General features: G+C 64.8%; 22 protein-coding genes. 10 read left to right on the top strand and 12 right to left on the bottom strand.

Translation table 11 applies throughout. The features are described 5' to 3' along the window. Positions 1–8 precede the first annotated feature (8 nt). The 3 genes from pqqC to pqqA form a co-directional block, all read right to left on the bottom strand. Positions 9–764, bottom strand: coding sequence for a pyrroloquinoline-quinone synthase PqqC (pqqC, locus tag GA0061099_RS04085; RefSeq protein ID WP_249786867.1), 756 nt, complete (start codon positions 762–764; stop codon positions 9–11). Between the two features lie 20 nt (positions 765–784). Continuing rightward, complete coding sequence (gene pqqB / locus GA0061099_RS04080) at positions 785–1,714, bottom strand: pyrroloquinoline quinone biosynthesis protein PqqB (RefSeq protein WP_036007351.1); 930 nt, start codon at positions 1,712–1,714, stop codon at positions 785–787. A 130-nt stretch (positions 1,715–1,844) separates the two neighbouring features. Continuing rightward, positions 1,845–1,925, bottom strand: a complete 81-nt coding sequence (gene pqqA, locus GA0061099_RS04075; protein ID WP_007595659.1) for a pyrroloquinoline quinone precursor peptide PqqA — start codon at positions 1,923–1,925, stop codon at positions 1,845–1,847. Positions 1,926–2,187: 262 nt separating this feature from the next. Between pqqA and GA0061099_RS04070 the strand changes: the two genes are divergently transcribed. The 6 genes from GA0061099_RS04070 to GA0061099_RS04040 all read left to right on the top strand — a co-directional run bounded on the left by GA0061099_RS04070 (position 2,188) and on the right by GA0061099_RS04040 (position 6,957). Further along, positions 2,188–2,445, top strand: a complete 258-nt coding sequence (locus GA0061099_RS04070; RefSeq protein ID WP_036027258.1) for a DUF6894 family protein — start codon at positions 2,188–2,190, stop codon at positions 2,443–2,445. A gap of 233 nt (positions 2,446–2,678) precedes the next feature. Beyond that, the gene (locus tag GA0061099_RS04065; RefSeq protein ID WP_036027256.1) at positions 2,679–4,079 is read left to right on the top strand and encodes an amidase family protein; all 1,401 of its coding nucleotides are present in this window, start codon (positions 2,679–2,681) and stop codon (positions 4,077–4,079) included. A 2-nt stretch (positions 4,080–4,081) separates the two neighbouring features. Beyond that, entirely contained in the window at positions 4,082–4,558 is a 477-nt protein-coding gene (locus GA0061099_RS04060; protein ID WP_036027254.1) for a glutathione peroxidase, read from the top strand. 11 nt (positions 4,559–4,569) lie between these two features. Beyond that, positions 4,570–4,812 (top strand): DUF3297 family protein, encoded by a 243-nt coding sequence (locus tag GA0061099_RS04055; protein WP_036007363.1) that lies wholly within the window; start codon positions 4,570–4,572, stop codon positions 4,810–4,812. 171 nt (positions 4,813–4,983) lie between these two features. Continuing rightward, entirely contained in the window at positions 4,984–6,153 is a 1,170-nt protein-coding gene (tarD, locus tag GA0061099_RS04050; RefSeq protein WP_036027252.1) for a D(-)-tartrate dehydratase, read from the top strand. Positions 6,154–6,678: 525 nt separating this feature from the next. Beyond that, a complete protein-coding gene (locus GA0061099_RS04040) occupies positions 6,679–6,957 on the top strand; it encodes a GIY-YIG nuclease family protein (protein WP_036027248.1) in 279 nt (92 codons plus the stop codon). 308 nt (positions 6,958–7,265) lie between these two features. Here GA0061099_RS04040 and GA0061099_RS04035 read toward each other — a convergent pair whose 3' ends face one another. After that, the gene (locus GA0061099_RS04035) at positions 7,266–8,618 is read right to left on the bottom strand and encodes a malonyl-CoA decarboxylase (protein WP_036027242.1); all 1,353 of its coding nucleotides are present in this window, start codon (positions 8,616–8,618) and stop codon (positions 7,266–7,268) included. 224 nt (positions 8,619–8,842) lie between these two features. Then, positions 8,843–9,694, bottom strand: coding sequence for an AraC family transcriptional regulator (locus GA0061099_RS04030; RefSeq protein ID WP_036027245.1), 852 nt, complete (start codon positions 9,692–9,694; stop codon positions 8,843–8,845). A 61-nt stretch (positions 9,695–9,755) separates the two neighbouring features. Between GA0061099_RS04030 and GA0061099_RS04025 the strand changes: the two genes are divergently transcribed. Beyond that, entirely contained in the window at positions 9,756–10,928 is a 1,173-nt protein-coding gene (locus GA0061099_RS04025; protein ID WP_036027240.1) for an MFS transporter, read from the top strand. A 392-nt stretch (positions 10,929–11,320) separates the two neighbouring features. Continuing rightward, complete coding sequence (locus GA0061099_RS04020) at positions 11,321–13,588, top strand: cation:proton antiporter domain-containing protein (protein WP_074447545.1); 2,268 nt, start codon at positions 11,321–11,323, stop codon at positions 13,586–13,588. Here the strand turns inward: GA0061099_RS04020 and GA0061099_RS04015 are convergent. The 6 genes from GA0061099_RS04015 to GA0061099_RS03990 all read right to left on the bottom strand — a co-directional run bounded on the left by GA0061099_RS04015 (position 13,585) and on the right by GA0061099_RS03990 (position 22,358). Beyond that, positions 13,585–16,737 (bottom strand): efflux RND transporter permease subunit, encoded by a 3,153-nt coding sequence (locus GA0061099_RS04015; RefSeq protein ID WP_036027235.1) that lies wholly within the window; start codon positions 16,735–16,737, stop codon positions 13,585–13,587. The genes GA0061099_RS04020 and GA0061099_RS04015 overlap by 4 nt on opposite strands. Before the next feature lie 12 nt (positions 16,738–16,749). Further along, on the bottom strand, positions 16,750–17,946 hold the full coding sequence (locus GA0061099_RS04010) for an efflux RND transporter periplasmic adaptor subunit (protein WP_036027233.1): 1,197 nt from the start codon (positions 17,944–17,946) through the stop codon (positions 16,750–16,752). Between the two features lie 173 nt (positions 17,947–18,119). Beyond that, positions 18,120–19,100, bottom strand: coding sequence for an NAD-dependent epimerase/dehydratase family protein (locus GA0061099_RS04005; RefSeq protein ID WP_036027231.1), 981 nt, complete (start codon positions 19,098–19,100; stop codon positions 18,120–18,122). Positions 19,101–19,167: 67 nt separating this feature from the next. Then, positions 19,168–20,241: a hypothetical protein gene (locus GA0061099_RS04000; RefSeq protein ID WP_036027229.1), complete on the bottom strand. Its 1,074-nt coding sequence runs from the start codon at positions 20,239–20,241 to the stop codon at positions 19,168–19,170. Positions 20,242–20,317: 76 nt separating this feature from the next. After that, positions 20,318–21,808 (bottom strand): flavin-containing monooxygenase, encoded by a 1,491-nt coding sequence (locus tag GA0061099_RS03995; RefSeq protein ID WP_036027227.1) that lies wholly within the window; start codon positions 21,806–21,808, stop codon positions 20,318–20,320. A gap of 100 nt (positions 21,809–21,908) precedes the next feature. Beyond that, a complete protein-coding gene (locus tag GA0061099_RS03990; protein WP_036027225.1) occupies positions 21,909–22,358 on the bottom strand; it encodes a cupin domain-containing protein in 450 nt (149 codons plus the stop codon). 188 nt (positions 22,359–22,546) lie between these two features. On the opposite strand from GA0061099_RS03990, the gene GA0061099_RS03985 reads away from it, so the two are divergent. After that, positions 22,547–23,572 carry an AraC family transcriptional regulator gene (locus GA0061099_RS03985; RefSeq protein ID WP_050996011.1) on the top strand — a complete coding sequence of 342 codons (1,026 nt, stop codon included), beginning with the start codon at positions 22,547–22,549 and terminating at the stop codon, positions 23,570–23,572. Positions 23,573–23,601: 29 nt separating this feature from the next. On the opposite strand, the gene GA0061099_RS03980 is transcribed toward GA0061099_RS03985, so the two are convergent. Further along, positions 23,602–24,234, bottom strand: a complete 633-nt coding sequence (locus GA0061099_RS03980) for a cupin domain-containing protein (protein WP_074447544.1) — start codon at positions 24,232–24,234, stop codon at positions 23,602–23,604. Between the two features lie 217 nt (positions 24,235–24,451). Between GA0061099_RS03980 and GA0061099_RS03975 the strand changes: the two genes are divergently transcribed. Then, a complete protein-coding gene (locus GA0061099_RS03975) occupies positions 24,452–26,143 on the top strand; it encodes a peptide ABC transporter substrate-binding protein (RefSeq protein ID WP_036028552.1) in 1,692 nt (563 codons plus the stop codon). Positions 26,144–26,167 lie beyond the last annotated feature (24 nt).

Genomic DNA, 26,167 nt, shown 5'->3' with positions numbered 1-26,167 from the left:
TTTAATCCTCAGCTCGCTTTGGGCACGAACGCGCCCGGCGGAATGTGGCCCTCGACATAGGCATGCTGGAGCGCATCCAGCTGCACCCACAGCACGTTGGTCTTGAAGATCAGCGCGTTGCAGACCTGCGCGCGCTGCTCCGGCGTCGTGGCGTGCCTCTTGACATAATCGAGCGCGAAATTGGCGTCGCGCGGCGCCTGGGTCAGGCGGCGCTTGAAGTAGCTCATGATATCCGGGTTGACGAAGTCGTAGTGCTCCAACATGCCGGCGATGCGCTCCTCATGCAGGTTGGGCGCGAACAGCTCGGTCAGTGAGGAGGCGATCGCCTCCAGCGGGCTTTTTTCGCGGCAGAAGTGCACATAAGCTTCCACCGCGAAGCGCGTCGCCGGCAAGATGCCTTCGGTGGATTCGACGTAAGCGGTGTCGAGCCCGAGCCCTTCGGTCAGCTTGATCCAGCGCTCGATGCCGCCTTCGCTGCCGACGTCGCCGTCATGGTCTTCGATGCGATGGCGCCATTCCAGCCGCGTGGCGCGGTCGCGGAAGCGGGAGATCACCACCGCGTCCTTGATCGGAATGGTGCTCTGGTAATAGTAGCGGTTGAGCGCCCACGCCTGCACCTGGCCCTTGTTCAGCTTGCCGCCATGCAGCAGCTTATGGAACGGGTGCAGGCTGTGATAACGCGTGGCGCCGATGTGGCGCAGCGTTGCCTCCAGCTCCTCGGCGGAGTTGAGCTTCAAGTCCTTGCCGATCGAGAGTGCGGTCATTCCAGTCAGTGATGCGGCGTTCACAGCACGATCTCCGTTCCATCCGCGGGTATCTGCCAGCCCGCCTCCTCAGTGAGCTTGCGCTCGGGCGAGCCGGGCAGCAGCGCCGGATTCGAGTTATTGATATGCAGAAACAGCTTCCTGTCGATATTGAGATCGGCCAGCCGGGCGATGGCGCCGTCCTCGCCGGACATGGCGACATGGCCCATGCTCTTGCCGGTCTTGTGGCCGAGGCCAGCCCTGATCATCTCGTCGTCGCGCCAGACGGTGCCGTCGAAGAACACCAGTGAAGCGCCGTCGATCTCGGCCTTGAGCGCGTCGGTCACCTCGGCGCAGGCCGCGATGAAGTAGAAGAACTTGCCCGTGGCCTTGTCGGTGATCTTCAGGCCCAGCGTGTCGCCGTCGCCGCTCTCGCCGCCCGGATGCGCCTTGCCTTCGAGATACCACGCCGACTTGCCCGGCACGGCAAAGGGCAGCACCTCGAGCCCTGAGCGCGCACCGTCGGGCAGCCGCGGCTCGAACGGCTCGCGGAGAGCAATCGGCTGGCGTCGCACGTTCTTCTCGTTCAGCACGTTGAAGATGCTGTTGGAGCTGAGGATCGCCAGCACCTTCTCGTGCGCATAGATCGTGAAGGGCGAGCCTTCGCGCATCGACAGCAGGCCGGCCACCGCATCGACTTCGCTGTTGGTCAAGATCACGCCCGCGATCGGCGTGTGGCGCAGCGCGCCCACCTTTGGGTGCAGCTGCGGCGTGGCGTTCAATTGCTGGCGAAGATCGGGGGAGGCGTTGATCAGGAACCAGTGCTCGCCGTCGCCACTGAAGGCGACCGAAGCCTGGGTTCGAAACAGCTCTTGTCCCTTCGCACGAGCCGCGCGGCAGCCTTCGCAGCCGCAATTCCACTGCGGAACTCCGCCGCCGGCCCCGGCGCCCAGGACGACGACGCGAAGCATGATCCGTCTCCTGGAGGCGAATTGGCGAGGTGGATCTCAGGCCGAGACAGTTTCGGAAAAGGTTTCTCTCTGCCGGAAACGTATCGTGACCGAAAGAACCACCTGCGCAGAACGCGTTTCCACCAGCCGCTTACTTGCGGGTGGCGCTCACATACATATTGATTTCCATGCCGCAGGGCACTTCGACGATCTTAGGGGCTTTCCAGGCCATTTGGCTCTCCATTTTCGCGAATTCGGACGTATCCGCCCATTGGACAAATTAGTGCGGACGGCAAAGTTCGCCAGTGAAATTTTCCCGACCTAGGTAGTAGGCTGCGGGAATTGTTGCACTGCAAAGATGGCGTATTGCGGCCGCAAAGATGAGCGGATCAGATACGCAAAATTGCCGATAGGTCGTGATCCCTGTCGGGATAAACCAGTTGTGAGTATGGACCGGCTTCTCATCGGCGACAGACGACCCCATTGGATCAGGCATGCCCAGATATTTCTTCAACACCCGCATCGGAGACGAACTGATCGTGGATCCTGACGGCGAGGACCTGCGCAACCCCGATCGCGCCTGGGAGGTCGCGCGCCAGATGATCCTCGAGGTCGTGAAGTCGGAAGGAACCCAGCCGGCGCTGCTGGAGGCCGTCATCGAGGTCACCGACGACGACGGCGAGATCGTGCTGGAGTTTCCCTTCACCGAAGCGCTGCTCGACATGCCGGACCAGTCCGCGACGAGGCATTAGCCGGACGCGGTAGGGTAACGGGCTCACCGCTCTCTCCACGTCATTGCGAGCGTAGCGAAGCAATCCAGAATCCCTCCCCCGGAGGCAGCCTGGATTGCTTCGTCGCAAGGGCTCCTCGCAATGACGGAGAATGAGGCAACGCCCGGCGCAAAACCCGCCTTTCACCCCCGCGAAATCCGCATGGCTTTGCCGCGTTCCCGGCGCTAAAAGACGCCTGTCATACGGAGCAAGCCATGCAAGATCTCTGGCGCCTGTCGGCCGCCGACCTCGCCACCCTCGTCAGGTCCAAAAAAGTCTCCGCCAGGGAGGCCGCCAAGGCCGGTCTCGCGCGGCTCGATGCCGTCAATCCCCAGCTCAACGCGGTGATCGACCACCGGCCGGATGACGTGCTCAAGCAGGCCGATGCCGTCGATGCCGCAATTAGCCGGGGCGAGGACCCCGGCGTCCTCGCGGGCGTGCCCGTCACCATCAAGGCCAATGTCGACCAGGAAGGCTTTGCCACCACCAACGGCCTCAAGCTGCAGCGCGACCTGATCGCGCGCGAGGACAATCCGGTGGTCGCCAATTTCCGGAAATCGGGCGCCATCCTGCTCGGCCGCACCAATTGCCCGGCCTTCTCCTACCGCTGGTTCACCACCAATCTCATCCACGGCGACACCAAGAACCCCCGCGACGCTTCGCTGACGCCGGGCGGCTCGTCCGGCGGCGCCGGCTCGGCGGTCGCGGCCGGCATCGGCCACATCGCGCACGGCACCGACATCGCCGGCTCGATCCGTTATCCCGCCTATGCCTGCGGCGTGCACGGTCTGCGCCCGACGCTCGGACGCATTCCCGCCTTCAACCCGGCGCTGCCGGAGCGCCCGATCGGTCCGCAGATCATGGCGGTCTCGGGCCCGCTGGCGCGCACGGTCAACGATTTGCGCATCTCGCTTGAAGCGATGTCGGCCCGCGACATCCGCGATCCCTGGTTCGCGCCGGTGCCGCTGCAAGGACCGGCACGGGACAAGCGCGCTGCGCTGTGCCTCAATCCGGGTGGGCTTGCCACCGCACCGGAGGTGAAGGCCGCGGTGAGCGATGCCGGCAAGCGGCTGGAGCGCGCCGGCTGGACCGTCGATGTGATCGAGGACACGCCGCCGATGCGCGAAGCGGTGGAATGGCAGATCAAGCTCTGGCTCGGTGACGGCTATGAGGCGCAGCTGGAGATGGCCGAGCGCGAGGGCGATCCCGGCGCACTGGCCTGCCTGCGCGGCAACCGCGCCAGGGTCACGCCGATGGATCAGGCCAATTACGCCAAGGCGCTGACCCGGCGAGCCACGCTGACCCGCGACTGGATGCTGTTCTTCGAAAAATACGCCGTGCTGCTGACGCCGGTCTCCGGCGAATTGCCGTTCCCCGACCATCTCGATCGCAAGGACGAGGATTCCTTCAAGCGGGTCTGGGAAGCGCAGCTGCCGCAGATCGCGATTCCCTTCATGGGATTGCCGGGCCTCGTGGTCTCCACAGGTCTCGTCGGCAGGGCGCCGGTCGGCGTGCACATCGTCTCTGGCCGCTATCGCGAGGATCTGTGCCTGCTCGCGGGCGAAGCGATCGAGGCCGGCGGCGTGCCGCCATCGCCGATCGATCCCGTGGGCTAGCGATGACCGCCATCTACGACTTCAAGGCCAACTCGCTGGCCGGCGAGGAGGTCGCCCTGCGGCGTTTCGAGGGGCAGGTGCTCTTGATCGTCAACACCGCGAGCAAATGCGGTTTCACGCCGCAATATCGCGGCCTCGAGGATCTCCATCGCGACCTCTCTCCGCGCGGCTTCTCGGTGCTCGGCTTTCCCTGCAACCAGTTCGGCACGCAGGAACCGGGGCAGGCGAGCGAGATCCAGGAATTCTGCTCGACCCATTACGACGTCACCTTTCCCCTGTTCGAGAAGATCGACGTCAACGGGCCGAAGGCGCATCCTCTGTACGAGTACCTGAAACGCCAGCAATCCGGGCTTCTCGGCGCCGCCATCAAATGGAATTTCACCAAATTCCTGGTGAACCGTGAGGGCCGCGTGGTCGCGCGCTACGCGCCGACCGCCCGGCCCGAAGGATTGCGCAATCAAATCGAAACACTGTTGTGAGCGAGACAATCATGAGCGACGAATTTCCGGACCGCCTGTCGGTCGACCCGAACAGCCCCTATTACAACGCGGAGATCCTGTCGCGCGACGTCGGCATCCGCTTCAAGGGCATCGAGAAGACCAATGTCGAGGAGTACTGCATCAGCGAAGGCTGGGTCCGCGTCACCGCAGGGAACGCCAAGGACCGCCACGGCAACCCGCTGACCATCAAGGTGCACGGTCCGGTGGAGCCGTATTTCAGGGATAAGAAATAGGCTTGACCTGAGCGCGCGCCGTTCGCTCCTCGTCATTGCGAGGAGCGCGCACTCTCTCCTCGTCATTGCGAGCGCAGCGAAGCAATCCAGGATCTTTCCGCCGAGGCAGTCTGGATTGCTTCGTCGCTTCGCTCCTCGCAATGACGATAATAACCACTGAAGGCCCACCCCATGTCCGTCCGCATCGTCGACGTCCGCGAAATTACAAAGCCGATCTCTTCGCCGATCCGCAACGCCTATATCGACTTCACGAAGATGACGACCAGCCTCGTCGCCGTCGTCACCGATGTCGTCCGTGACGGCAAGCGCGTCGTCGGCTACGGCTTCAACTCCAACGGCCGTTACGGGCAGGGCGGCCTGATCCGCGAGCGCTTTGCCGCGCGCATCACGGAAGCTGATCCCAAGTCGCTGCTGGATAGCACCGGCGACAATCTCGACCCCGACAAGGTCTGGGCCGCGATGATGACCAACGAGAAGCCGGGCGGCCACGGCGAGCGCTCGGTCGCGGTCGGCACCATCGACATGGCGGTGTGGGACGCGGTGGCGAAGATCGCGGGCAAGCCGCTGTTCCGTCTGCTCGCCGAACGCCACGGCGTCAAAGCCAATCCGCGCGTCTTCGTCTACGCCGCGGGCGGCTATTATTATCCCGGCAAGGATCTCTCGATGCTGCGGGCCGAGATGCGCGGCTATCTCGATCGTGGCTACAATGTCGTCAAGATGAAGATCGGCGGCGCTGATATCGACGAGGACCGCAGGCGCATCGAGGCAGTGCTGAAGGAAATCGGCAAGGACGCGCAGCTCGCCGTCGATGCTAACGGCCGCTTCAACCTGGAGACCGCCATCGCCTACGCCAAGATGCTGCGCGACTATCCCTTGTTCTGGTACGAGGAAGCCGGCGATCCTCTCGACTACGCGCTGCAGGCCGCGCTCGCCGAATTCTATCCGGGCCCGATGGCGACGGGCGAGAACCTGTTCAGCCATCAGGACGCCCGCAATCTGATCCGCTACGGCGGCATGCGCCCCGACCGCGACTGGCTGCAATTCGATTGCGCCTTGTCCTATGGCCTGTGCGAATACCAGCGCACGCTGGAGGTGCTGAAGACCCACGGCTGGTCGCCGAGCCGCTGCATCCCGCACGGCGGCCACCAGATGTCGCTCAACATCGCCGCCGGCCTCGGCTTAGGCGGCAACGAAAGCTATCCCGACCTGTTCCAGCCCTATGGCGGCTTCCCCGACGGCGTCCGCGTCGAGAACGGCCACATCACCATGCCCGAGCTTGCAGGCATCGGCTTCGAAGGCAAGTCCGATCTCTACAAGGAGATGCAGGCGCTGGCGGAGTAGGAGTATCGTTGGAGCGCGACGTCCGCGCCACACACTCCGTCATTGCGAGCGCAGCGAAGCAATCCAGAATCTTTCCGCGGAGGCAGTCTGGATTGCTTCGTCGCAAGAGCTCCTCGCAATGACGGTGGAGGGGCCACTGCCGCTCGCGGGCGTCTGGCCCGCAGCCCAATGTGCCGAATTGCGCGAGCTGTCGCCACACACTCCGTCATTGCGAGCGCAGCGAAGCAATCCAGAATCTTTCCGCTACGGCAGTCTGGATTGCTTCGTCGCAAGAGCTCCTCGCAATGACGGTGGAGGAGCCACTGGCCGCTCGCGGGCGTCTGGCCCGCAGCCCAATGTGCCGAATTGCGCGAGCTGTCGCCACACACTCCGTCATTGCGAGCGCAGCGAAGCAATCCAGGGTCTTTCCGCTTCGGCAGTCTGGATTGCTTCGTCGCAACGGCTCCTCGCAATGACGCTGGCGAAAGCCTCATAGTCATCTCCTGGTTGTGCTATTGTAGAAGCTGTCCTCAGCCGAGTACGATTATGAAGCAACCCTGCGTGTACATGTTCGCCAATCGTCGCAACGGAACGATCTACACGGGCGTCACCTCCAATCCGCCGCGCGAGCATCGCGAAGGACTGGTAAAGGGTTTTTCATCGAAGTACGGCTGCAAGCTCCTCGTCTGGTACGAGCTGCACGCGACCATGTCCGACGCGATTGTGCGCGAGAAGCAGATCAAAGGTGGCAGCCGGGCGAAGAAGCTTGCGCTCATTGAGAGCCTCAATCCGAATTGGGACGATTTGTACGCGACGCTGATCTGACCGGCAGGAGATCTGCGGCTACTCGGCGAGCCGCTGCCACGTCCTCCGTCATTGCGAGCGTAGCGAAGCAATCCAGGATCTTTCCGCGGCAGCAGCCTGGATTGCTTCGTCGCAAGGGCTCCTCGCAATGACGGTGGAGAGAGCCGAAGTCATCCGTGGTTGTCCGAGCCTGCAGCGGGCGGTCGTTGGGTTTCGCAAGCTGTCACCACATACTCCGTCATTGCGAGCGCAGCGAAGCAATCCAGAATCTTTCCACGGCGGCATTGCTTCGCTGTGCTCGCAATGACGATGTGGTAAGTGTCCGCCCCCTACGACAGCCGCATATCCAGCAGCCTTCGCCCTTCGCCCTTCAGCAGCTTCTTCACCGCGCTCGACGCCACGACCTCGCCGTCATTGGCATAGGCCTCGTGGTTCTTCTCGATGTCGTCGAGGCGGTAGAGGTAGTTGACCATGACGCCGGCGGACTCGCGCATTCCCTTGGGCGAGAGGTCGCCCAGCCAGTTGATGCGCTCCAGCCGAGCGCCGTTGCCGAGATGGAAGCGGGCGACGGAATCGATCAGCTTGCCCTTCGGCGTGCGCGCCTTGAGGAAATAGTGCGCCGCGAGCGGCTCCAGCACGGCGCGGAGCAGCGCCGCCGTCTCCGGGCTCTCGAACCATCTGGGATCGTCGAGGCGCCTCAGCACCTCGCGGTCCTCGTCCGACAGCGGCAGATCCTTGTCCTGCTTAACCCAGGCCATGAAGCCCGGCACCGGCGACAGCGTGACGAAGGTGTCGAGCTTCGGCAACTCGCGGCGCAGCTCTTCCACCACCTGCTTGATCAGGAAGCTGCCGAAGGAGATGCCGCCCAGGCCGCGCTGGGTGTTGGAGATCGAATAGAACACGGCGGTGCGCGCGCGCTCGATCTGCAGGTGCTGGCGGTCGACTGCGAGCAGGGGCTGGATCGCGCCGGGGATCGTCTCGGTCAGCGCCACCTCGACGAAGATCAAGGGCTCGTCCACCATCGCAGGATGGAAGAAGGCGTAGCAGCGCCGGTCGACCGGATCGATGCGGCGGCGCAGATCATCCCAGTCCGAGATCTCGTGCACGGCCTCATAACGGATGATCTTTTCGAGGATGTTGGCCGGCGTCGACCAGTCGATCCTGCGCAGCACGAGAAACCCCCTATTGAACCACGAAGAAAGAAGATGCGAGACGTCGCGGTCGAGCGCGGCGAGATCGGTGTGCCCGTTCATCATGCCGAGCAGATCGGCGCGCATGTTGACGAGATCGCCGGTACCGCCGGGCGCGCGGTTGAGCCGCCGGATCAGCTCCTGCCGGCGCGGCTCGGAAGCGAAGTGCAGCGAGCTTGCGTCCTCGTCGCTGGGCGCGGCCCGCCATGTCTCGATCGCCTTGGACAGGCGCTCCCGGTCGGGACCGAAATCGCGCACCAATCCCTCGAAGAAGGCGCGGCGTCCCGCAGCGTCCAGCTCCCGGTAGATGTCGAGCACCTCGCGCGCCATCGCCGTGCCCGAGGCTTCGCCCCGGCCCGACAGCAGCGCATCGCAGAGCTCGAGCAGTCCGTCGGCATCATGCTTGGTATCGGCGGCGTCCCCCCGGCGAAGCAACGTGCGGCCGCGCTCGGAGATGGTGGCAAGCAGGTCGGAGAAGAAGGCGTTGGCCATCGGGGCTTTCGTATCAGGTCTGTGCGATGCGGCAAGCTTACACGGGATTTGGGTGCAAGCCGATCACAATCAAGCAGGCGAATGCGGCATCTTTCGCTCCGCCGTGCGTTTGGAGAATGAGGGCATGCCGGAACGGGTCGATGATATGCCGGGCAGTGCTCATTCCAACGCGCTGTCATGCCCCGGCTTGACCGGGGCATCCAGTACGCCGCAGCTTCTCGATTCTAGCCGAGCCGTCTCGGCGTACTGGGTCGCCCGGTCAAGCCGGGCGACGACACCGCGTGTGCTGCAAACTCCGTCGGCGTCCGACCCGTCACCTGGCGGAATGCGGCCGAGAACGCCGGCACGCTGGCATAGCCGAGCTGGGTCGCGAGCTGCTTCACCGACACGCTCGCATCCGTCGATATCCGCTCGATCGCCGCCGCAATCCTCGCGCGCTGGCACCAGCTCTTGAAGCTCAGCTGCGTCTCGCTCGAAAACAGCCGCGACAGCGTACGCGCGGAGGTTCCGACCGCGCGCGCCAGCGTGTCGATGTCGTGCAGGCCGGTGGGATCGTCGAGCACGATCATCGCCGCGCGGCGGCAGCGCGCTTCGCGCGGCAGCGGCACGAAGGTCGCGGAATCCTCGGCCTGGTGCAATTCCAGCATCACCAGGCGCACCAGGAGCTCGGTGCGCTCTTCGGTGTTGCGCCCGTCGAACAGCGCGAGAATCGCCTGATTGAGCAGCGGCGACACCCGCACCACGAATTCCCTGGTCAGGCCGTCATAGCGCTGCTCGCGCTTCAGCCAGGACAGGTCGAAATACAGCGTGCGCATCTCGATGTCGGCCAGCAGGTCGATGGCATGCTCGAGCCCGGCCGGCACCCAGACCGCGCGGTCCGGCGGCACCAGCCAGCGTCCGGCGGGCGTCGTCACCTGCATCGTGCCCTTTGCCGCATAGATCAGCTGCGCCTCGCGGTGCATGTGCAGATCGATCCGCATCCCCTTGGGATAGTCGCGGGCGACCAGGTGCACGCCCGCGGGCGAGCGGTGGTTGCTCCGGACCTCCCGCAGGATTGGCGTTTCCAAGACAGTCATTGGCAGCATCCCGTCATGGGGAGGACATATAACTCATTTCGGAGCAGGAGAGGATTCGGGAATGAACAGCCCCAGTCGGGTCATCGGTTTCGTCAACGCAGGTCATTTCATCGACCATTATTCGATGCTGATCTTCGCCGCCGCTGTCATCATCATGGGCCCGGCGCTCGGCATGGCCTATTCGGAACTCTTGCCCTACGCGACGCCGGGCTTCGTTGCCTTCGGCGCCGGCTCGCTGCTCACCGGCTGGCTGGGCGATCGCTGGAGCCGCCGCCACATGATGCTGATCTTCTTCGTCGGCATCGGCCTTTCGATGATCGCGGTCGGCTTCGTGCAGACCCCCGTGCAGCTCGGCGCGGCGCTGCTTGCGATCGGCATCTTTGCGTCGATCTATCATCCCGTCGGCACCGCCATGATCGTGTCCTACGCCGACCGGCTCGGCCGCGAGATGGGCATCAATGGCGTCTGGGGCAATCTCGGCGTGGCGTCGTCGGCCCTGGTCACCGGCGTGATCGGCCAATATCTCGGCTGGCGTTTTGCGTTCATCGTTCCTGGCGCGGTTACGGTCCTGATCGGCATCGCCTTCGCGCTGAGCGTCGTGCACGAGGACCGCAAGGGCTCGAAGCAAGCGGCGGCGCAGGCGCGGGTGGCCAGGCAGGACATGTGGCGCGTGATCCTGGCGCTGCTGATCGTGGTGATCGCGATCTCCACGACCTTCAACGCCGTCACCGTGGCGCTGCCAAAGCTGTTCGCCGAGCGCCTTGCGGACCTGACCAAGAGCCCGGCGCTGTTAGGTGTCATCGCCGCCGGCGTCTACGTGTTCGGCGCGATGACGCAGTACACGATCGGCCGGCTGCTCGACCGCTACTCCCTGAAGACGGTGGCGCTGCCACTTTCCTTCATGCTGGCGCCATTCCTGTATCTGGCCGCGAGCCTGTCCAACCTGCCGCTGATCGTCGTTTCGATCGGCATCGTCATGGGTGCGTTCGGGCAGGTGACGGTCAACGACGCCATGGTCGGCAAATACACCACGGAAGAGTGGCGTTCGCGCGCCTATGCCGTGCGCTATTTCGTCGGTTTCACCGCGGCCGGTGCCTCCGTCGGTCTGGTCGCCTGGCTCTATGAGCGGGGCGGCTTCGTCACCATGCTGCACGCCTTCGCCGCCCTCTGCCTGCTCGCGATCGCCGCCGCGCTGATCCTGCCGCGCGAGATCAGGACACCGCAGGTGGTGTGAGGGAGACTCTCTCCACCGTCATTGCGAGGAGCCCTTGCGACGAAGCAATCCAAATTGCCGCCGCGGAAAAATTCTGGATTGCTTCCGCCTTCGCCAAGGCTTCGGCGGACAAGTCGCTGCGCTCGGAATGACGGAGAATGAGGAGGCACCCTCGCCATGCCACCCACGATGCCATTCTGCCAGTGTTTTGCCCGACGGAGCAAGCCGTTTCGGCAAAGCCGAACTTTTTGAAAGTTTTCAACGGCATCCCTACTGTGCATGGGGTTGTTTTCGCGTTTGGCGTTTTTGCCCCCTCCGTCCCGTCGTGCGCGGCAGGAACTCCCGCCGCCTCCCGCGGGTTCTATCCCCGTGGCCCCGACAGCGGGGCCGGGTAAAGGGGAAATGACGCCTGCATGCTGTGGACCTTGCTCCGGCCGGTCGGCCTCGTCCCCGCGGCGCTCATCCTCACCACCAATGCGGCCGGCGCCGAAGCGGGCAAATCGGCCGGCCCGTCCGAATTCCTGCTGGTGGCGCAGATCGTCCTGCTAATCGCGGTGGGTCGCGGCCTCGGCGAGATCATGATGCGCGTCGGCCAACCCTCAGTGATCGGCGAGCTGCTCGCCGGCATCATCCTGGGGCCGTCATTGCTCGGCTGGATTTGGCCCGAGGCGCAAGCCGCGATCTTTCCCAACACGCCCGAGCAGAAGGCGATGATCGCCGGCATCGCCCAGTTCGGCATCCTGCTGCTTTTGCTGCTGACCGGCATGGAAACCGACCTCAAGCTGGTCCGGAAGGTGGGCAGGGCCGCGATCGCGATATCGATCGCTGGCATGGTCGTGCCGTTCGCCTGCGGCTTCGCACTCGGCGAGTTCCTGCCGGATGCGCTGCTGCCCAATCCGCAGGAGCGCCTGGTGGCGTCGCTGTTCATGGGCACGGCGCTGTCGATCTCCTCGGTGAAGATCGTCGCGGTCGTCGTGCGCGAGATGAACTTCATGCGCCGCAACGTTGGGCAGATCATCGTCGCGACCGCCGTGATCGACGACACCATCGGCTGGATCATCATCGCCGTCATTTTCAGCCTCGCTTCGCAAGGCTCGCTCGACATCGCTTCCGTGACCAAGTCGGTGCTGGGAACGCTCGCCTTCCTCGCGGTCAGCTTCACCATCGGCCGCCGCCTGGTATTCCAGCTGATCCGCTGGGCCAACGACAATCTCGTCAGCGCGGCCGCGGTCATCTCCGTGATCCTGCTGCTGATGAGCGTCATGTCGATGATCACGCATCTGATCGGCGTCCACACCGTATTAGGTGCCTTCGTCGCCGGCATCCTGGTCGGGGAATCGCCGATCCTGACGCGGCAGATCGACGAGCGCCTGCGCGGGCTGATCTCAAGCTTCTTCATGCCGGTGTTCTTCGGTCTCGCCGGGCTCAGCGCCGATCTCACGGTGCTGCGCGATCCCGACCTCCTGATGCTCACCGGCCTGCTCGTCGTGATCGCCAGCGTCGGCAAGTTCGGTGGCGCGTTCGTCGGCGGCACCGTGGGCGGGTTGAACGGGAGGGAGTCGCTGGCCCTCGCCAGCGGCATGAACGCGCGCGGCTCGACCGAGGTCATCATCGCGACCATTGGCCTGTCGATCGGCGTGCTCAGCCAGAACCTGTTCACGATGATCGTGACGATGGCGATCGTGACCACCATGGCGATGCCGCCGATGCTGCGCGCGGCGCTGGCCAGGCTGCCGATGAGCGCGGAGGAGAAGGAGCGGTTGGAGCGCGAGGAGTTCGAGAGGCGCGGCTTCGTCGCCAATCTCGAACGTCCCTTGCTCGCGGTGGACGAGAGCGTCAACGCCACCTTCGCCGCGCATGTCGCCGGACTGATCGCCGGCATGCGCGGCCTGCCGATCACGGTGCTGCATATCGGCAAGCGCGCCGAGGAACAAGAGAAGAGGCGCGGCGAGGAAGTGAGCCACGAAGCCGTGGTGAAGAAGGCGGCCGAAACCGTCTCCGCCAACAGCGACAACGATGCCGGCAGCGTCGATGTCATCAGCCGCACCAGGCGCGCGGAGCTTGGCGAGACCATTGCCGACGAGGCGCGCAAGGGCTTCGATCTCCTGGTCGTCGGCATCGCCAAGGTCGCCGCCACCAAGGACCGTTTCGATCGCAAGGTCGAGGATATTGCCGCGAAGTTCGAAGGACCGCTTGCGATCGTGGCCGCCAAGGGCAAGCACCTGAAACAGCCGATGCCCGAGGCGCTCAACATCCTCGTTCCCGTGTCCGGCAGCGCCGTCTCCAAGCGCGGTGCCGAGGTCGCCGTGGCGCTGGCGCAGGCCGGCTCAGGTTCGCTCCGGGTGGTCTATGTAGCGACGACGCGCGACAAGGGTGCGCAGCACGGTCGCTCGCGCGGGTTGAGCCAGGAGACAGGCATCCTCAAGGACACCAGCGATCTCGCCGCCCGCTACGACGTCGACATCACCACGACCCTGCGCGTGAACCGCGCGCCGGAGGCGGCGATTCTGCGCGAGATCGACACCACCGACGTCGACCTCGTCGTCATGGGCGTTGACCGGATCCAGGCCGACCATCTCTCCTTCGGCGGCGTCGCCGATGCAGTGCTGCGACAGTCGAAGGTCTCGGTGCTCCTGGTCTCGAGCGGCGAGGCGCGGCAGGCGCCGTCGGAGCAGGGTTAGGGCTTCACCTCCGCCACCGCCTGCGGCTTCTTCTTCGACGACCGCCAGTTCTCGAAATGCTGCACCACGACGAAGAAGGCCGGCACGAACAGCACCGCAAGGCAGGTCGAGGCCAGCATGCCCGAGAACACGGTGATGCCGATCGACTTGCGCGCGCTGGCGCCGGCGCCGGTGGCGAGCACCAGCGGGACGACGCCGAGGATGAAGGCGAACGAGGTCATCAGGATCGGCCGGAAGCGGGCGCGCGCCGCCTCGATCGCGGATTCGATGATCGGCTTGCCGTCGCGACCGTGCAGCTCGAGCCCGACCTCGACGATCAGGATGGCGTTCTTGGCGGACAGCGCGATGAGCAGGATCAAGCCGATCTGGCAATAGAGATTGTTGTCGATCTTGAGGGCGGAGAGGATCAGCATCGGCCCGAGCAGCGACAGCGGCACGGCGAGAATCACCGAGATCGGCGCGTACCAGCTCTCGTACTGGCCGGCGAGCACGAGATAGACCAGCAGCATGGCGAGGCCGAACACCCAGTAGATCTGGTTCGAGACCGCCTTCTCCTGATACGACATCGCGGTCCATTCATAGCCGGTGCCGGGCGGCAACGTCTTGTCCGCGATTTCCTCCATCAGCTTCAGCGATTGGCCCGACGAATAGCCCTGCGCCGGCAGGCCGATCACGGTCGAGGACGGATAGAGATTGTAGAGGCTGATCAGCGACGGGCCGGTGGCCGGCGTGATCTTTGCGACGGTGCCGAGCGGGATCATGTCGCCATTCGAGTTGCGCACCTGCATGTTGGCGATGTCGCGCTCGGTGACGCGGAAGGCGGGATCGGCTTGCGTATAGACCTGGAACACGCGGCCGAACTTGTTGAACTGGTTGACATAGGAAGAGCCGAGATAGGTAGACAGTGCCGAGAACACCTGATCCGTGGTGACATGAAGCGTCTGAGTCTTGACGCGGTCGATCTCGACGTTGAATTGCGGCACCGAGGAGCGGAACGAGGACTGCACGCGCTGCAGCGCGCTCTGGCTTTGAGCGTTGGTGACCATCGCGCCGGTGATGGCCTGCAGCTTGGCGAAATCGCTGTTGCCGTCGCGCAGCTCGACCTGCATCGAGAAGCCGGCGGCGTTGCCGATGCCCTGGATCGGCGGCGGCGGCAACACGATGGTGCGCGCCTCCATGATATCAGCGAGCTTGTCGTTCAGGCCAAAGACCAGCGAGCGCAGATCCTCACCGGGCCCTTTACGCGCGTCCCAATCCTTCAGGATGATGTAGGCGACACCGGCATTGGCGAGGCTGGCGCTGTTGTCGAGCGCGGAGATGCCGGCGATGGTGATGACCTGCGCCACGCCGGGCGTGTCCTTGATCAGCCCGCTCGCTTTGTCGAGCACGGCCTGCGTCCGCTCCAGCGCGGCGCCGTCGGGCAGCTGCACCGCGGCGATCAGATAGCCCTGGTCCTCGATCGGCAGGAAGCCGGTCGGCACCCGCGACAGGCCATAGCCGCTGGCGGCGATGATCAGCAGTGCGAACGCGACCGAGATGGTGGCGTGCTTCACGAGGAACGTGATCAGCCTTGTGTAGCCGCGCTCGACGCGGTTGTAGACCGCATTGAAGCCCCGATAGAAGAAATTGCGCTGCTCCGGCGGCACGGCCGGCCGCAGCCACAGCGCGCATTGCGTCGGCTTCAAGGTCGCGGCGTTGATGGCGGAGAGCAGGGCGGTCGCGGCGATCACCAGCGCGAATTGCGAGTAGATGCGCCCGGTCAGTCCGGCGAGGAACGAAGCGGGCAGGAACACCGAGATCAGCACCAGCGTGATGCCGACGATCGGCGCGAACAGCTGGTCCATCGCGCGGATCGCGGCGTCGTGGCCGTTCATGCCCTGTTCGATGTTGTGGGCGGCGCCCTCGACCACGACGATGGCGTCGTCGACCACGATGCCGATCGCGAGCACGATCGCAAACAGCGTCGACATGTTGATGGTGAAGCCGAGTGCCGCCATCGCGGCGAAGGCGCCGATGATGGTGACAGGCACGGTCGTCGCCGGCACTAGCATCGCGCGCCAGTCCTGCAGGAAGATGAGGATCACGACCAGCACCAGCAGGCCGGCCTCGATCAGGGTCATATAGACCTCGTGCACCGAGGCCTCGACGAACTTGGTGGTGTCGAACGGCGTGTCGTACTTGATGCCTTCGGGGAAGCGCTTGGCGAGCTCCGCCATCTTCCTCTCGACGGCCTGCTCGACCTGCAGCGCGTTGGCGCCCGGCGACTGGAACACGCCGATGCCGACCGCGGGCTGCTTGTTGAGCGAGAAGATCTGGCTGTAGGTCTGCGCGCCGAGTTCGACCCAGCCGACGTCGCGCACCCGCGTGACGTCGCCGCTCGTGCCCGTCTTGACGATGATGTTCTCGAACTGGCCGGCGTCGTCGAGCCGTCCGTTGACGTTCAGCGTGTACTGGAACGCTTGTCCCGGCGGCGTCGGCGGCGCGCCGACCTGACCGGCGGCGACCTGCTGGCTCTGCTGCTGGATCGCCTGGATCACGTCCTGCGGCACCAGGCCACGCACCTGCAGCTTGTTGGGATCGAGCCAGATCCGCATCGAGTATTGCCCGGCGCCGAATACGGTGACGTTGCCGACGCCGGGCAGGCGCGAGAGCTCGTCGCGGATGTTGATGGTGGCGTAGTTGCTCAAGTAGAGGCTGTCGTACCTCGCATCCGGCGAGGTGAGCGTCACGAACAGCAGGATCGAGGTCGACCGCTTCTGCACGGTGACGCCCTGGTTCTGCACGGCTTGCGGCAATTGCGACAATGCGCTGGAGACGCGGTTCTGCACCAGCACCTGCGCGAAGTTGAGGTCGGTGCCGATCTTGAAGGTCACGGTCAGCGTGTAGGTGCCGTCGGAGCCGCTGTAGGACTGCATGTAGAGCATGTCCTCGACGCCGTTGACCTGCTGCTCGATCGGCAGCGCCACGGTATCGATCACGGTCTTGGCGCTGGCGCCGGGATAGCGCGTGGTGACCTGCACGGTCGGTGGCACCACGTCGGGATATTGCGCGATGGCCAGATTGAACAGCGCGACGCCGCCGATCAGGATCATCAACAGCGCGATGACGTTCGAGAGGACCGGCCGCTCGATGAAGAACTTTGAGATCATGGCTGGCAGCCCCTACTTGCTCGAGGCCTGCGTCTGCTCGATCTTCGTCACCTGCGGGTCGATCTTCTGGCCCGGGATGACGCGCAAGAGCCCCGCGGTCACGACGCGATCCTCTGGCTTCAGGCCGCTCTCGATCACGCGCAGGCCGTTGTCGACCGGGCCGATCTGTACCTTGCGCTGCTCGACGACGTTGTCGCTGTTGACGACGAGGAGATAGCGGCCGCCCTGGTCGCTGCCGAGCGCGGTGTCGGGAACGAGCAGGGCGCTCTTCTCCTGGTCGAAGGGCACGCGGACCCGGACGAAATAGCCAGGCAGCAGCACCCGCTTGTCGTTGGGAACGAGGCCGCGCACGGCCAGCGTGCCGGTCGACTGGTTGAGGGTCGGCGAGACGTAGTCGAGCTTGCCCTCATGAGGGTAGCCGGTATCGGTCTGCAGCCCCACTTGAATCGGGAAGTGCTTCATGTCCGCGGGCGTCAGTCCGCGACGGGTCGCCTCGGCGCGGATGCGCAGCACGTCCTGCTCGTTGACGGTGAAGTTCACATAGATCGGGTCCATCGCCACGATGGTGGCGAGCTGGGTCGGCGAGGAGACGCCGACGAGCTCGCCGATCGAGACCATGTGCGCGCTGACGATGCCGTCGAACGGTGCCGTGACCTTGGTGTAGCCGTAATTGACTTCGGCGAGCTTGGTGTTGGCCTGGGCCTGCTGCAGATTGGCCTGGGCGTTGTCGCGGTTCGAGGTCGAGGTGTCGAGCGTGGCTTGCGAGACCGCCTGGCGCTGCACCAGCTCGGCCTGTCGCTTGTAGTCGGCCTCCGCCTGCCGGAGCGAGGCCTGCGCGCCGACTTCGGCCGCCTGCGCCTGCTCGAGCTTGAGCTTGTAGGTCTCAGGCTCGATCGTGAACAGCTGGGTGCCCTGCTTCACGAATGTGCCGTCCTGATAGTCGATCGTTTGCAGAAAGCCCTGCACGCGCGCGACGAGATCGACGCTCTTGATCGGTGCCGTGTTGCCGGTCGCCTCGATGTAGCGCGTCACCGGACGCTGCACCGGCGTCGCGACGTCGACCTTGGGCGGCGGCGGCGCCACGAACGTGTTCTTGTCCTCGCAGCCGGCGAGCACAGCCAATGCCGCGGTTGCGGCGAGTGCCCGACCGATATGTTTCCTCGCTGCTCCATTGCGTCGTGCGGGAGATGGGGGATTTGCGCGGCTCATTCGGTGGTCCCCGATTGCTGTCTGTCGGTGCGGCAGGCTACCAACAAACGGGCAGTCGTGGAACACCATAGCCATGGCGGTCACGGGTCTTGCACCGAAAACGGCAGTGTGGCCTTTGACAGATTTGTCACGACAAGGCGCTTTTCACCGGCGAACGATTGGCCCGTCCGCACCTAGAGCTGGCGCGCATGCCACGCCGCGAGCACATCCTTCTCGTCTTCGGCAGTGAGACCGACGACGGGCCCGTTGACGGCGTTGAGCCAATCAAGCGTATCGCGCGCGGTGTCTCCCGGCGGTCGCGAGGTCAATCCGGCCGCGCGTGCCGGCGAGGTATCGCGCGTCAGGAAGCCGGCGTAATCAGGCAATGGCAGCCACATCGGTAAGGACCGCGGGCCCGCCCAACGCCTGACGTCATGCGCTTCCAGAAAGGCGCGATCGATCCAAGTGAAGGTGCAGGACGCGTTCAGCGCGGATGCGCATTCGCTCAGGAATCCGCCGCGCGTGCGGATCGGCCCAATCCCGTCATAGATGCCGACGAGAGCGCTCTCTGCCGCTTGCACGATCCATTGCGCGAGATCGCGCACGTCGATGAACTGGACCGCATCCTCCGGCGATCCCGGCGCCAGCACCTCGCCGCCGCGCGCAAGCCGCGCCGGCCAATAGGCGAACCGTCCGGTCGGGTCCTCGGGGCCTGCGATCAGTCCGGCGCGGCAGATGAAGGCATCATCGCCGACCGCCTGTTCGCAGGCGACCTTGGCTGCGCCGTAGATCGCCTCGGTGCTGTGCTCGATCTCTCCCGCAACAGGCTCGCGCAGCGGCGCGGAGTCGGCGCGTTGCCCCGGGATGCGGTTGTCCGCATAAACGCTGATCGTCGAGACGAAGGTCCAATGCACGCCCGGCCGCTTCAGCGCGGCGACTGCGCGACGGACCTGGCCGGGATGACGCGAGACATCGACCACGGCGTCGAATGTCTCACCCGCGAGCGGCGCAAGTCCGTCGGCCACGTCGCGGTCGATCCGCAGGAAGCGGGCGCCGGCGGCAATCGGCCCCGCAAGGCCGCGGGCCGCGCAGGTCACGTCATGCCCGCCAGCGCAGGCATGGCTTGCGATCGCCCGGCCGAGAAACTGGCTGCCGCCGAGAACGAGAATGCGCATGGAAAGGTCCGCGTGATCGATGCCACCGCGAGACTACAACCTGCGCTGGCAGTTGCAACCCGCTTTCTCAGCGTGTCCTGATCTCGGCGAATTTCGCCATCGCTTTCTCGAACTTCCGGTTGAACAGCCACATCGCGGCGAAGATTTCGCGGTAGCTCGCCGAGGTTTTCGCCCGGTCGGCCCGTCCGAAGGCAAAGATGCTGTTGTTGCGCAGGTATCCCATGATTCTGGGGCTTGACACCCGGTAATTCAGGAGATCGCCCGATTTGAGCGCGGACCGCGTCGGGGTTGGAACGATCTGGATCAGCTGGAAAAGCTTCATCTGGTCGATCGTATCAGGCAGCGTCTTGACGATACCCGGAATCTCGCGGAACAGATCGGAGTGCGCGTTCATCAACCCGTTGCGGACGTTGGTCCAGTGGTTGAAGCGCTGATCGGTGCCGCGGGCACGCGCCTCCTCCTTGTCGTCTCGCGCGCTCAAGCCCGGGTCGATCGCAGCTACGTCGCCCTTGATCTTCTCCCATTTCCGCCGGCCGTTGCGGTCTTCGGAGGGGCCGGTCTGGAAGCTGCCCATATAGGTGTTCGAGCGTGCATTGCGGACATTCTGCTTGCCGTTGGTCTCCGCAAAGAACAGCCCGAGGCTGATCCGCCCGGCAGCTTCGGCGTGTTCGGGAGCGAGGCCCTTGGCGCGCGCAATCGCGACCGCAAGATCGACGACGTCCTCGAACGGCGTCGGCGAGCTCTGCGCGTTGGCAGGCGGCGCCTCCATGAGGTCGAACAGCCTGCCGTATTCCTCGACCAGCGGCTCGATCTCGGCATCGAAATAGGCCGGAGGAATCTCGAACTTGTTCGGCCGGCCGATCCGCGACGGCATGACGTCGGTGAGGTCCTTGTAGCTGCTGATCACAGCGACGCGCGCGAGATAGAGCGCCTGTCCCGGCAGGTTCGGCAGCGGCTCCTTCGCCTCGATCTGGCGCCGCCGCTCAGTGAGGATGGATTTGAAGTCGCCGAGCGCGCGCTCGTAAGCCGCGAGCGCCTCCGATTGCTGTGGCGTCGGCGCCGCCTTCTGCGCAACGGTGGGCACCGCGCCGAAGATGGCAACAGCCGCAATGGCCGCGGCGGCAAGTCGTCTCGATCCCATGGCCGATCCTATGGCTGGTTCCCGTCGATTCGATGGCCAGCGTAGACGTCGGAGGCGAGCCGCCGCAATTCTCCTTTCACGCCGCCCGGTAGTCCGGCGCCGTCGCCAGGAACTTGGCGTAAGCATCCGCATCCGGCGGCTGGAAGCGGCCCGCGAGTCCGCCGCGCTTCTGGTTTTTCGCGCCGATATCGGCCATCAGCTCGTCGAAATGGCGGTAGTGATAAGGGGCGACGCAGAGGCCGCCATAGACGCCCGCGGCCGGCCGCTCGACGCGCTTGAAGTGCAGCATCATCTCGATGTTGTCGCGCATCGCCTGTGCCGTCGGCTGGTTCGCGAGCTGGCCGTCGGCATAACGCACCAGCCAGTTCGCCGCGAGGTCGGCGCAGAGCACGGTGCAGAACGAGGAGTTGAAGCCGACGAAGCCGAGCTCGGGCAGATCCGGATTGGCGATCAGGCGATAGAGCCGGTACTGCCCGTCGGCATCGACCAGTTTCTGCCGGTAGGCCTCGGGCAGGAACGGCACGCCGAGCTTGTAGCCGATCGCGAGCACGGCGACGTCGGCGCCCACGCGCTCGCCACCACTCATCACGATGCTGTCGCCCTCATAATGGTCGAACGTGCCGAACACGGCCTTGATGCGGCCGTCGGCGACCATCGGGTAGAAGCCCGGCGTTGCGATGGGCACCGAGCAGTTGACGCCGTCCTCGATGCGCTCCTTCGGCACCATGTTGCAGCGGCCGAGCTTGAGCTGCGCCTTCAACAGGCTCTCCAGCCCGCGCCAATTGGCCCAGACCAGCGGCGCGGCGAGGCGGTGCGCGAGCCGTCCCATCGTGCTGATGCCCCAACCCGGAAACATCTCCTCCTGCGCGCGGATGTAGAGGATGCGCTTGAAGTTCACGAGACCGCCGATGAAATAGGGAATGCGCCAGACCGGCTCACGCATCACGATGGTGACCTCGCGCGCGCCTGACTTCACCGCATTCACGGCGATGTCAGTTGCGGACTTCGAGCCGCCGAGCACGACGACGCGGCGTTCCTTCGCCAGGGTCGGATCGCCGTATTTCGACGAGTGCAGGATCTGGCCGCCCTGCGCCAGAAAGCCGTCCTCGCCGGGGCAATGCAGCTCGCGTGGCTCGTTGAATTGCCCGGTGCAGACCGCGACGAAATCGAAATCCTCGTTCGTGGTCGTGCCGTTCCTGTCCTTCAAGGCAAGCGTCCATCCCGACCTGCCGTCGCCACGGCGCGCCATGCCGGCGACTTCGGTGTTGAGCCGCAGCATGCGCTCGAGGCCAAAACTCTTGGCATAGTCGGCGAGGTAGGCGTGGACCTGCGGCCCGGTCGGCCATTCCGGATAGGCATCCGGCATGGCGCGGTCGGTGTAGCGGTAGAGCTCCTTCGGGCTCTGGGTCTGCACCTCGGGGTAGGAGCGCGCCGGCTCCCAGACGCCGCCGAGATCTGAGCTGCGCTCGACGATCGTGACGCGGTGGCCTCGGGTGGAGAATGCTTTCGCGGCGGCAAGGCCGGAGACGCCGGCGCCGATCACGCAGACATGTTTTGGGCTGACCATGGGTTTGCTCGATGTGTTTGGCGCGCAAGCGGCCGCGTTCGGCCACAAGGCGCGGCCGGCCGGGGCTGCAAGCAGATGCAAGCGGAGGAAGCGGCGACGGCTAGTCGTTGGCCTCGGGCGGCAGGAAGTCGACCTCATGCAGCGCCGAGATGCGCACGACCTCGGCCGGGTCGGTCAGATTGTGCAGCTGGTTGAACAGCGCCTCCAGCTTCTGCATCGGTGAGACCCAGAACAGCGCGCGGCACGGCTTGTCGGACTTGTTGAAATAGCCGTGCGGGATGCCGCGTGGCATGCGCACGAGGTCGCCGGCATTGGCCTTGACCCATTGACCGTCGAGCTTGAGATCGAGCGTGCCTTCCTGCACCAGGATGAACTCGTCCTGGGTCGGATGGATATGCACCGGCACGAACTGGCCGGGATCGCTGTTGGTCTCGAACGCGAAAGTGGAGTCGGTGACGGCCTTGGGGAAATAGACCTGGCCAAGGATGTTCCAGCTCTTGCCGCCGTAGCCTTTCCCGTTCGCGGTGATGCCTTTTTCGAGTGCAGTCATGGCTTGCTCCTCATGGATTCCGGCGGGGACGGAGCATCGTCCGAGGACGGACCGCCTGTCTATCCGCTAAACGAATCCGGATGAACCTATTGCCATGCAGCACGACGAATTTGCGAGCTCCGGCCCTTTTCGCCCCCGCGGAACTATTATAGGCTTAAAGGAATTCCGGGCGCGAAGCATGGTCGACGATGTCCGCAGCCGAGCTGGAAATGAGCGCAACAGCCTCTGCAGCCGAACGGCTTGCGGCGTTCGCCCGTGTCACCACTGATGACGTCGACGAGGCGGCCGAGCAGATCGGGCGCATCTTCTGTCCGCACGATCTGAAGCCGACACAGGCGCGCGCGGCCGGCTTCTCTGCCCGGCACAATTGCGCGGCGTTCGACGGTTTCTCCATCAACTACGTCGCCTATGGCGGAGCGGTCAGCATCGATCCGGGCTGCCTCGAGCGCTTCTTCCTGGTGCAGGTCCCGCTTGCTGGCAGCGCCCGCATTCGTGCCGGTCGTCGTGAGCTCGATGCGGCCCCGGACCGGATCGCGTCGCTGCTGTCGCCGACGATTCCGACCCGGATGATGTGGAGCGATTGTGCGCAGGCGATCCTGCTGCTCGATCGCCGCATGGTCGAGCAGCGTGCCGCGGCCTTGTCGGGCAGGGCGACCGGGGTGGTCGAGTTCGATCCGGTGATCGAGCTGGATGCGCCGTCCGGGCGGGCCCTGCAGACGAGGCTCGCCGAGCTGATGACGCTCGCCGAGCGCCTCGGGCCATCAGGCCGGCTCTCGCCGGCCGCGATGGCCGATTGGCGCGAAGCGCTGCTCGATCATCTGCTCAACCGGCAGCGGCATGGCCTGTCGGATGCGATTCAGACGTTTTCGGGGCAGGCCGAGCGTTTGCCGCGCGCCTTGCGCGCCGCGCGCGATCACCTTGCCGACCATGCCGGCGAGCCGCTCGATCTTGCGCAGCTCGCCTGCGCCTCCGGCATCGGCATCCGCGCGCTGCAGCTCGGCTTCCGCCGTCACTTCGGCGTGTCGATCTCGCAGATGCTGCTCGACATTCGCCTCGCCGGCCTCAATGCGCGCCTCGCGCAAGCCGCACCCGATGTTTCCATCACCGAGATGGCCTTCGATCTCGGCTTCACCCATCTCGGCCGCATGGCCGGCGCCTACCGCGAGAAATTCGGCGAGACGCCGTCAGCCACGCTGCGGCGAAGGATGAGCTAGATCCGTCTCGCCAGACCTTGATGCCGGACTCAACCCGTCGGCGAGTCGGTCTGGCGCAGCGTCGTCACCCAGATCACGCGCGCCACCTGCTGGGTCGGGTTGTCGAACATGTGCGGCACGATGCTCGGAAAACGAAAGCTGTCGCCGGCTTCCAGCACATGGGCCTGGTTGTCGAGCCACAGCCGCAGGCTGCCCGAGAGGATGTAGCCCGCCTTCTCGCCGGTGTGCTGCAGGAAGTCGGTGCCGGAGGAGGCGCCGGGGTTGAGCGTGAGCTCGTAGAGCTCGAGCTGGCCTTTGCCTTCCGGGGTCAGCGCTTCCTTGACGACGCCGGTGGCGGTGAGCCGCAGCAGCCGCCTGGCGTTCTTGCGCACGGTGTAGCGCGGCGCTTCGGCAGGATCGCTGCTCTCGAAGAAATAGGAGATGGGAACGTCGAGCGCGATGCTGAGCAGGCGCAGCGTGCGGATCGACGGCATGGCGCGCGCACGTTCGAGCTGGCTGATCATGCCGGTCGACAGGCCGGTCTTGTTGGCGACGTCCTGGATCGACAGGCCAGCGCGCTGCCGCAGCAGCCGCACGGTTTCACCCAAGCGCTGGTCGACCGCATCGTCAGCTTCGATCGCCGAAGCGTCCTTGCTGCCGTTGGTATCGCCGCGACCATCCATGTGGCTCTCCCATGCATCATCTCAGCGTCGGGTATCGAGCCCGTGCCTTCAGTCAGAGTGAAAAGCTGGCGCATTCTAGCAATGCGATTGACAGCTGTATTTAGTCATGATGAACTTTTGGGAGAAAATTTAGAAGCACTAAAGCCCACTCCTGTCCCTTTGCCGGGGTCTCGGGGGCGCGGGAGACGGTGCCGCGTGCGGAAACGGAGAGTGGGTCATGGCGGACGACACCGGCAAGTTCGGCGTTGGGGCAGGACATCTCGGCATTCCGAATCGCCGTCAATTCTTCCAGCTCGGCGCGGGCGCGGCCGCAGGCTGGACGCTTTCAGGGAACGCTTCCGCGCAGACCGAACGTCCCACCAATCCGCCGGGCAAGCCGCGTGGCCAAGTGATTGCGGCGCTGTCGCAAGAGCCGACCGTCTTTCATCCCTTGATGCCGGGCATCGAGGTCGATCAGGGCATCTGGTGGCAGGTGTTCTCGCCGCTCTGGTACATCGAGCCCGATGGCAAGTTCGTCCCCGACCTCGCCCGCGAAGTCCCGACCATCGAGAATGGCGGCCTCTCCGCCGATGGCCTGACCTGGAAGATCAAGCTGCGCAATAACGTGAAGTGGCACGACGGCACGCCGTTCACGGCGGAGGATGTCAAATTCTCCATCGAGCTGATCAACAATCCCGCATTCCGTGCGCGCAGCCGGGTCGGCCATAGCCTCGTCAAGGACATCACCGTCGTGGCGTCCGACGAGATCCACTGGCGAATGGAAGCGCCCTATTCGCCCTATATGTCGATCCTGGCGTCGTTCACCTTCATCGTGCCCAAGCACATCCTGGAGAAGGTGTCCGATCCGAATGCCTCACCGTTCCACAGTGCGCCTGTCGGGACCGGCCCGTTTCGCTGGGGCGAGCGCGTGCCCGGCGACCATATCCAGCTGAACGCCCACACCGGCTATCATGGCAAGGGGCCGTACCTCGAACGCGTGGTCTTCAAATACATCCCTGATCTCACCGTGCTCTACACCCAGTTCCGCACCGGTCAGGTCGACTACACCGGCTTGCAAGGCATCCTGCCGAACTTCGTGCAGGAGGCAAAGACGCTGAAGGGCCGCAAGATCTTCGTCTCTTCGACCTCCTCGGTAGAGCATATCGCGCCGAACCTGGATTTTGGCCCTTTCACTGATCGTGCCGTGCGCGAGGCGCTCTATCTCGGCATCAACAAGCAGGCGATCATCGACGCGCTCTATTACGGTCTGCCGACGCAGACCGAGAGCTTCGTGCCGCAGCAGGCCTGGTCGTTCCAGCAGGGTCTGCCGCAGCACAAATACGATCCTGCCAAGGCCAACGCGCTGCTCGACGCCGCGGGCTGGGTTCGCGGCTCCGGCGGCATTCGCGAGAAGGGCGGCGTCAAGCTCGAATTCACCAACTCGACGACGGCGGGCAGTGCCGTGCGCGAACAGTGCCAGCAGCTCCTGATCCAGGACTGGCGGGCCATTGGCGCGGCGATGCGCGTCAGCAACATGCCGGCGGCCGTGATCTGGGGCGACTTCTGGCAGCAATCGAAGTTCAATTCAGTGATCGTCGGCGTGAACTTCATGCTGGGCAGCGACCCCGACGTGACGCCGCGCTTCGGCTCCGGCGCCATTCCCGCCAAGGGCGGCCGCGGCTTCAACACTTATCAATATCAAAGCGCGCAGGCCGACCGGCTGTTGTCTGAAGGCGCCAAGCAATTCGACCTGGCGCAACGCAAGGCCACCTATGGCGAGCTGCAAAAGCTGATCCGCAACGACCTCGCCATCCTGCCGCTGTTCCAGGGCTTCATCGCCGAGGGCATCAAGGAGGGGCTGCAAGGCTTCCGTCCCAACATCAACATGTCGATCAACAGCTGGAACATGCGCGAATGGTATTGGGCCTGATGTCTCGGGCTGGTCGGATCGCCT

It is taken from the genome of Bradyrhizobium yuanmingense (assembly GCF_900094575.1).
Lineage (GTDB): Bacteria > Pseudomonadota > Alphaproteobacteria > Rhizobiales > Xanthobacteraceae > Bradyrhizobium > Bradyrhizobium yuanmingense.
This window is presented reverse-complemented; position numbering and strand designations above follow the sequence as displayed.

Bases quoted from the DNA above. Each gene is read 5' to 3' on its own strand.
- pqqC (WP_249786867.1), bottom strand. From the start codon at position 764: ATGACCGCACTCTCGATCGGCAAGGACTTGAAGCTCAACTCCGCCGAG.
- pqqB (WP_036007351.1), bottom strand. From the start codon at position 1,714: ATGCTTCGCGTCGTCGTCCTGGGCGCCGGGGCCGGCGGCGGAGTTCCG.
- pqqA (WP_007595659.1), bottom strand. From the start codon at position 1,925: ATGGCCTGGAAAGCCCCTAAGATCGTCGAAGTGCCCTGCGGCATGGAA.
- GA0061099_RS04070 (WP_036027258.1), top strand. From the start codon at position 2,188: ATGCCCAGATATTTCTTCAACACCCGCATCGGAGACGAACTGATCGTG.
- GA0061099_RS04065 (WP_036027256.1), top strand. From the start codon at position 2,679: ATGCAAGATCTCTGGCGCCTGTCGGCCGCCGACCTCGCCACCCTCGTC.
- GA0061099_RS04060 (WP_036027254.1), top strand. From the start codon at position 4,082: ATGACCGCCATCTACGACTTCAAGGCCAACTCGCTGGCCGGCGAGGAG.
- GA0061099_RS04055 (WP_036007363.1), top strand. From the start codon at position 4,570: ATGAGCGACGAATTTCCGGACCGCCTGTCGGTCGACCCGAACAGCCCC.
- tarD (WP_036027252.1), top strand. From the start codon at position 4,984: ATGTCCGTCCGCATCGTCGACGTCCGCGAAATTACAAAGCCGATCTCT.
- GA0061099_RS04040 (WP_036027248.1), top strand. From the start codon at position 6,679: ATGAAGCAACCCTGCGTGTACATGTTCGCCAATCGTCGCAACGGAACG.
- GA0061099_RS04035 (WP_036027242.1), bottom strand. From the start codon at position 8,618: ATGGCCAACGCCTTCTTCTCCGACCTGCTTGCCACCATCTCCGAGCGC.
- GA0061099_RS04030 (WP_036027245.1), bottom strand. From the start codon at position 9,694: ATGACTGTCTTGGAAACGCCAATCCTGCGGGAGGTCCGGAGCAACCAC.
- GA0061099_RS04025 (WP_036027240.1), top strand. From the start codon at position 9,756: ATGAACAGCCCCAGTCGGGTCATCGGTTTCGTCAACGCAGGTCATTTC.
- GA0061099_RS04020 (WP_074447545.1), top strand. From the start codon at position 11,321: ATGCTGTGGACCTTGCTCCGGCCGGTCGGCCTCGTCCCCGCGGCGCTC.
- GA0061099_RS04015 (WP_036027235.1), bottom strand. From the start codon at position 16,737: ATGATCTCAAAGTTCTTCATCGAGCGGCCGGTCCTCTCGAACGTCATC.
- GA0061099_RS04010 (WP_036027233.1), bottom strand. From the start codon at position 17,946: ATGAGCCGCGCAAATCCCCCATCTCCCGCACGACGCAATGGAGCAGCG.
- GA0061099_RS04005 (WP_036027231.1), bottom strand. From the start codon at position 19,100: ATGCGCATTCTCGTTCTCGGCGGCAGCCAGTTTCTCGGCCGGGCGATC.
- GA0061099_RS04000 (WP_036027229.1), bottom strand. From the start codon at position 20,241: ATGGGATCGAGACGACTTGCCGCCGCGGCCATTGCGGCTGTTGCCATC.
- GA0061099_RS03995 (WP_036027227.1), bottom strand. From the start codon at position 21,808: ATGGTCAGCCCAAAACATGTCTGCGTGATCGGCGCCGGCGTCTCCGGC.
- GA0061099_RS03990 (WP_036027225.1), bottom strand. From the start codon at position 22,358: ATGACTGCACTCGAAAAAGGCATCACCGCGAACGGGAAAGGCTACGGC.
- GA0061099_RS03985 (WP_050996011.1), top strand. From the start codon at position 22,547: ATGTCCGCAGCCGAGCTGGAAATGAGCGCAACAGCCTCTGCAGCCGAA.
- GA0061099_RS03980 (WP_074447544.1), bottom strand. From the start codon at position 24,234: ATGGATGGTCGCGGCGATACCAACGGCAGCAAGGACGCTTCGGCGATC.
- GA0061099_RS03975 (WP_036028552.1), top strand. From the start codon at position 24,452: ATGGCGGACGACACCGGCAAGTTCGGCGTTGGGGCAGGACATCTCGGC.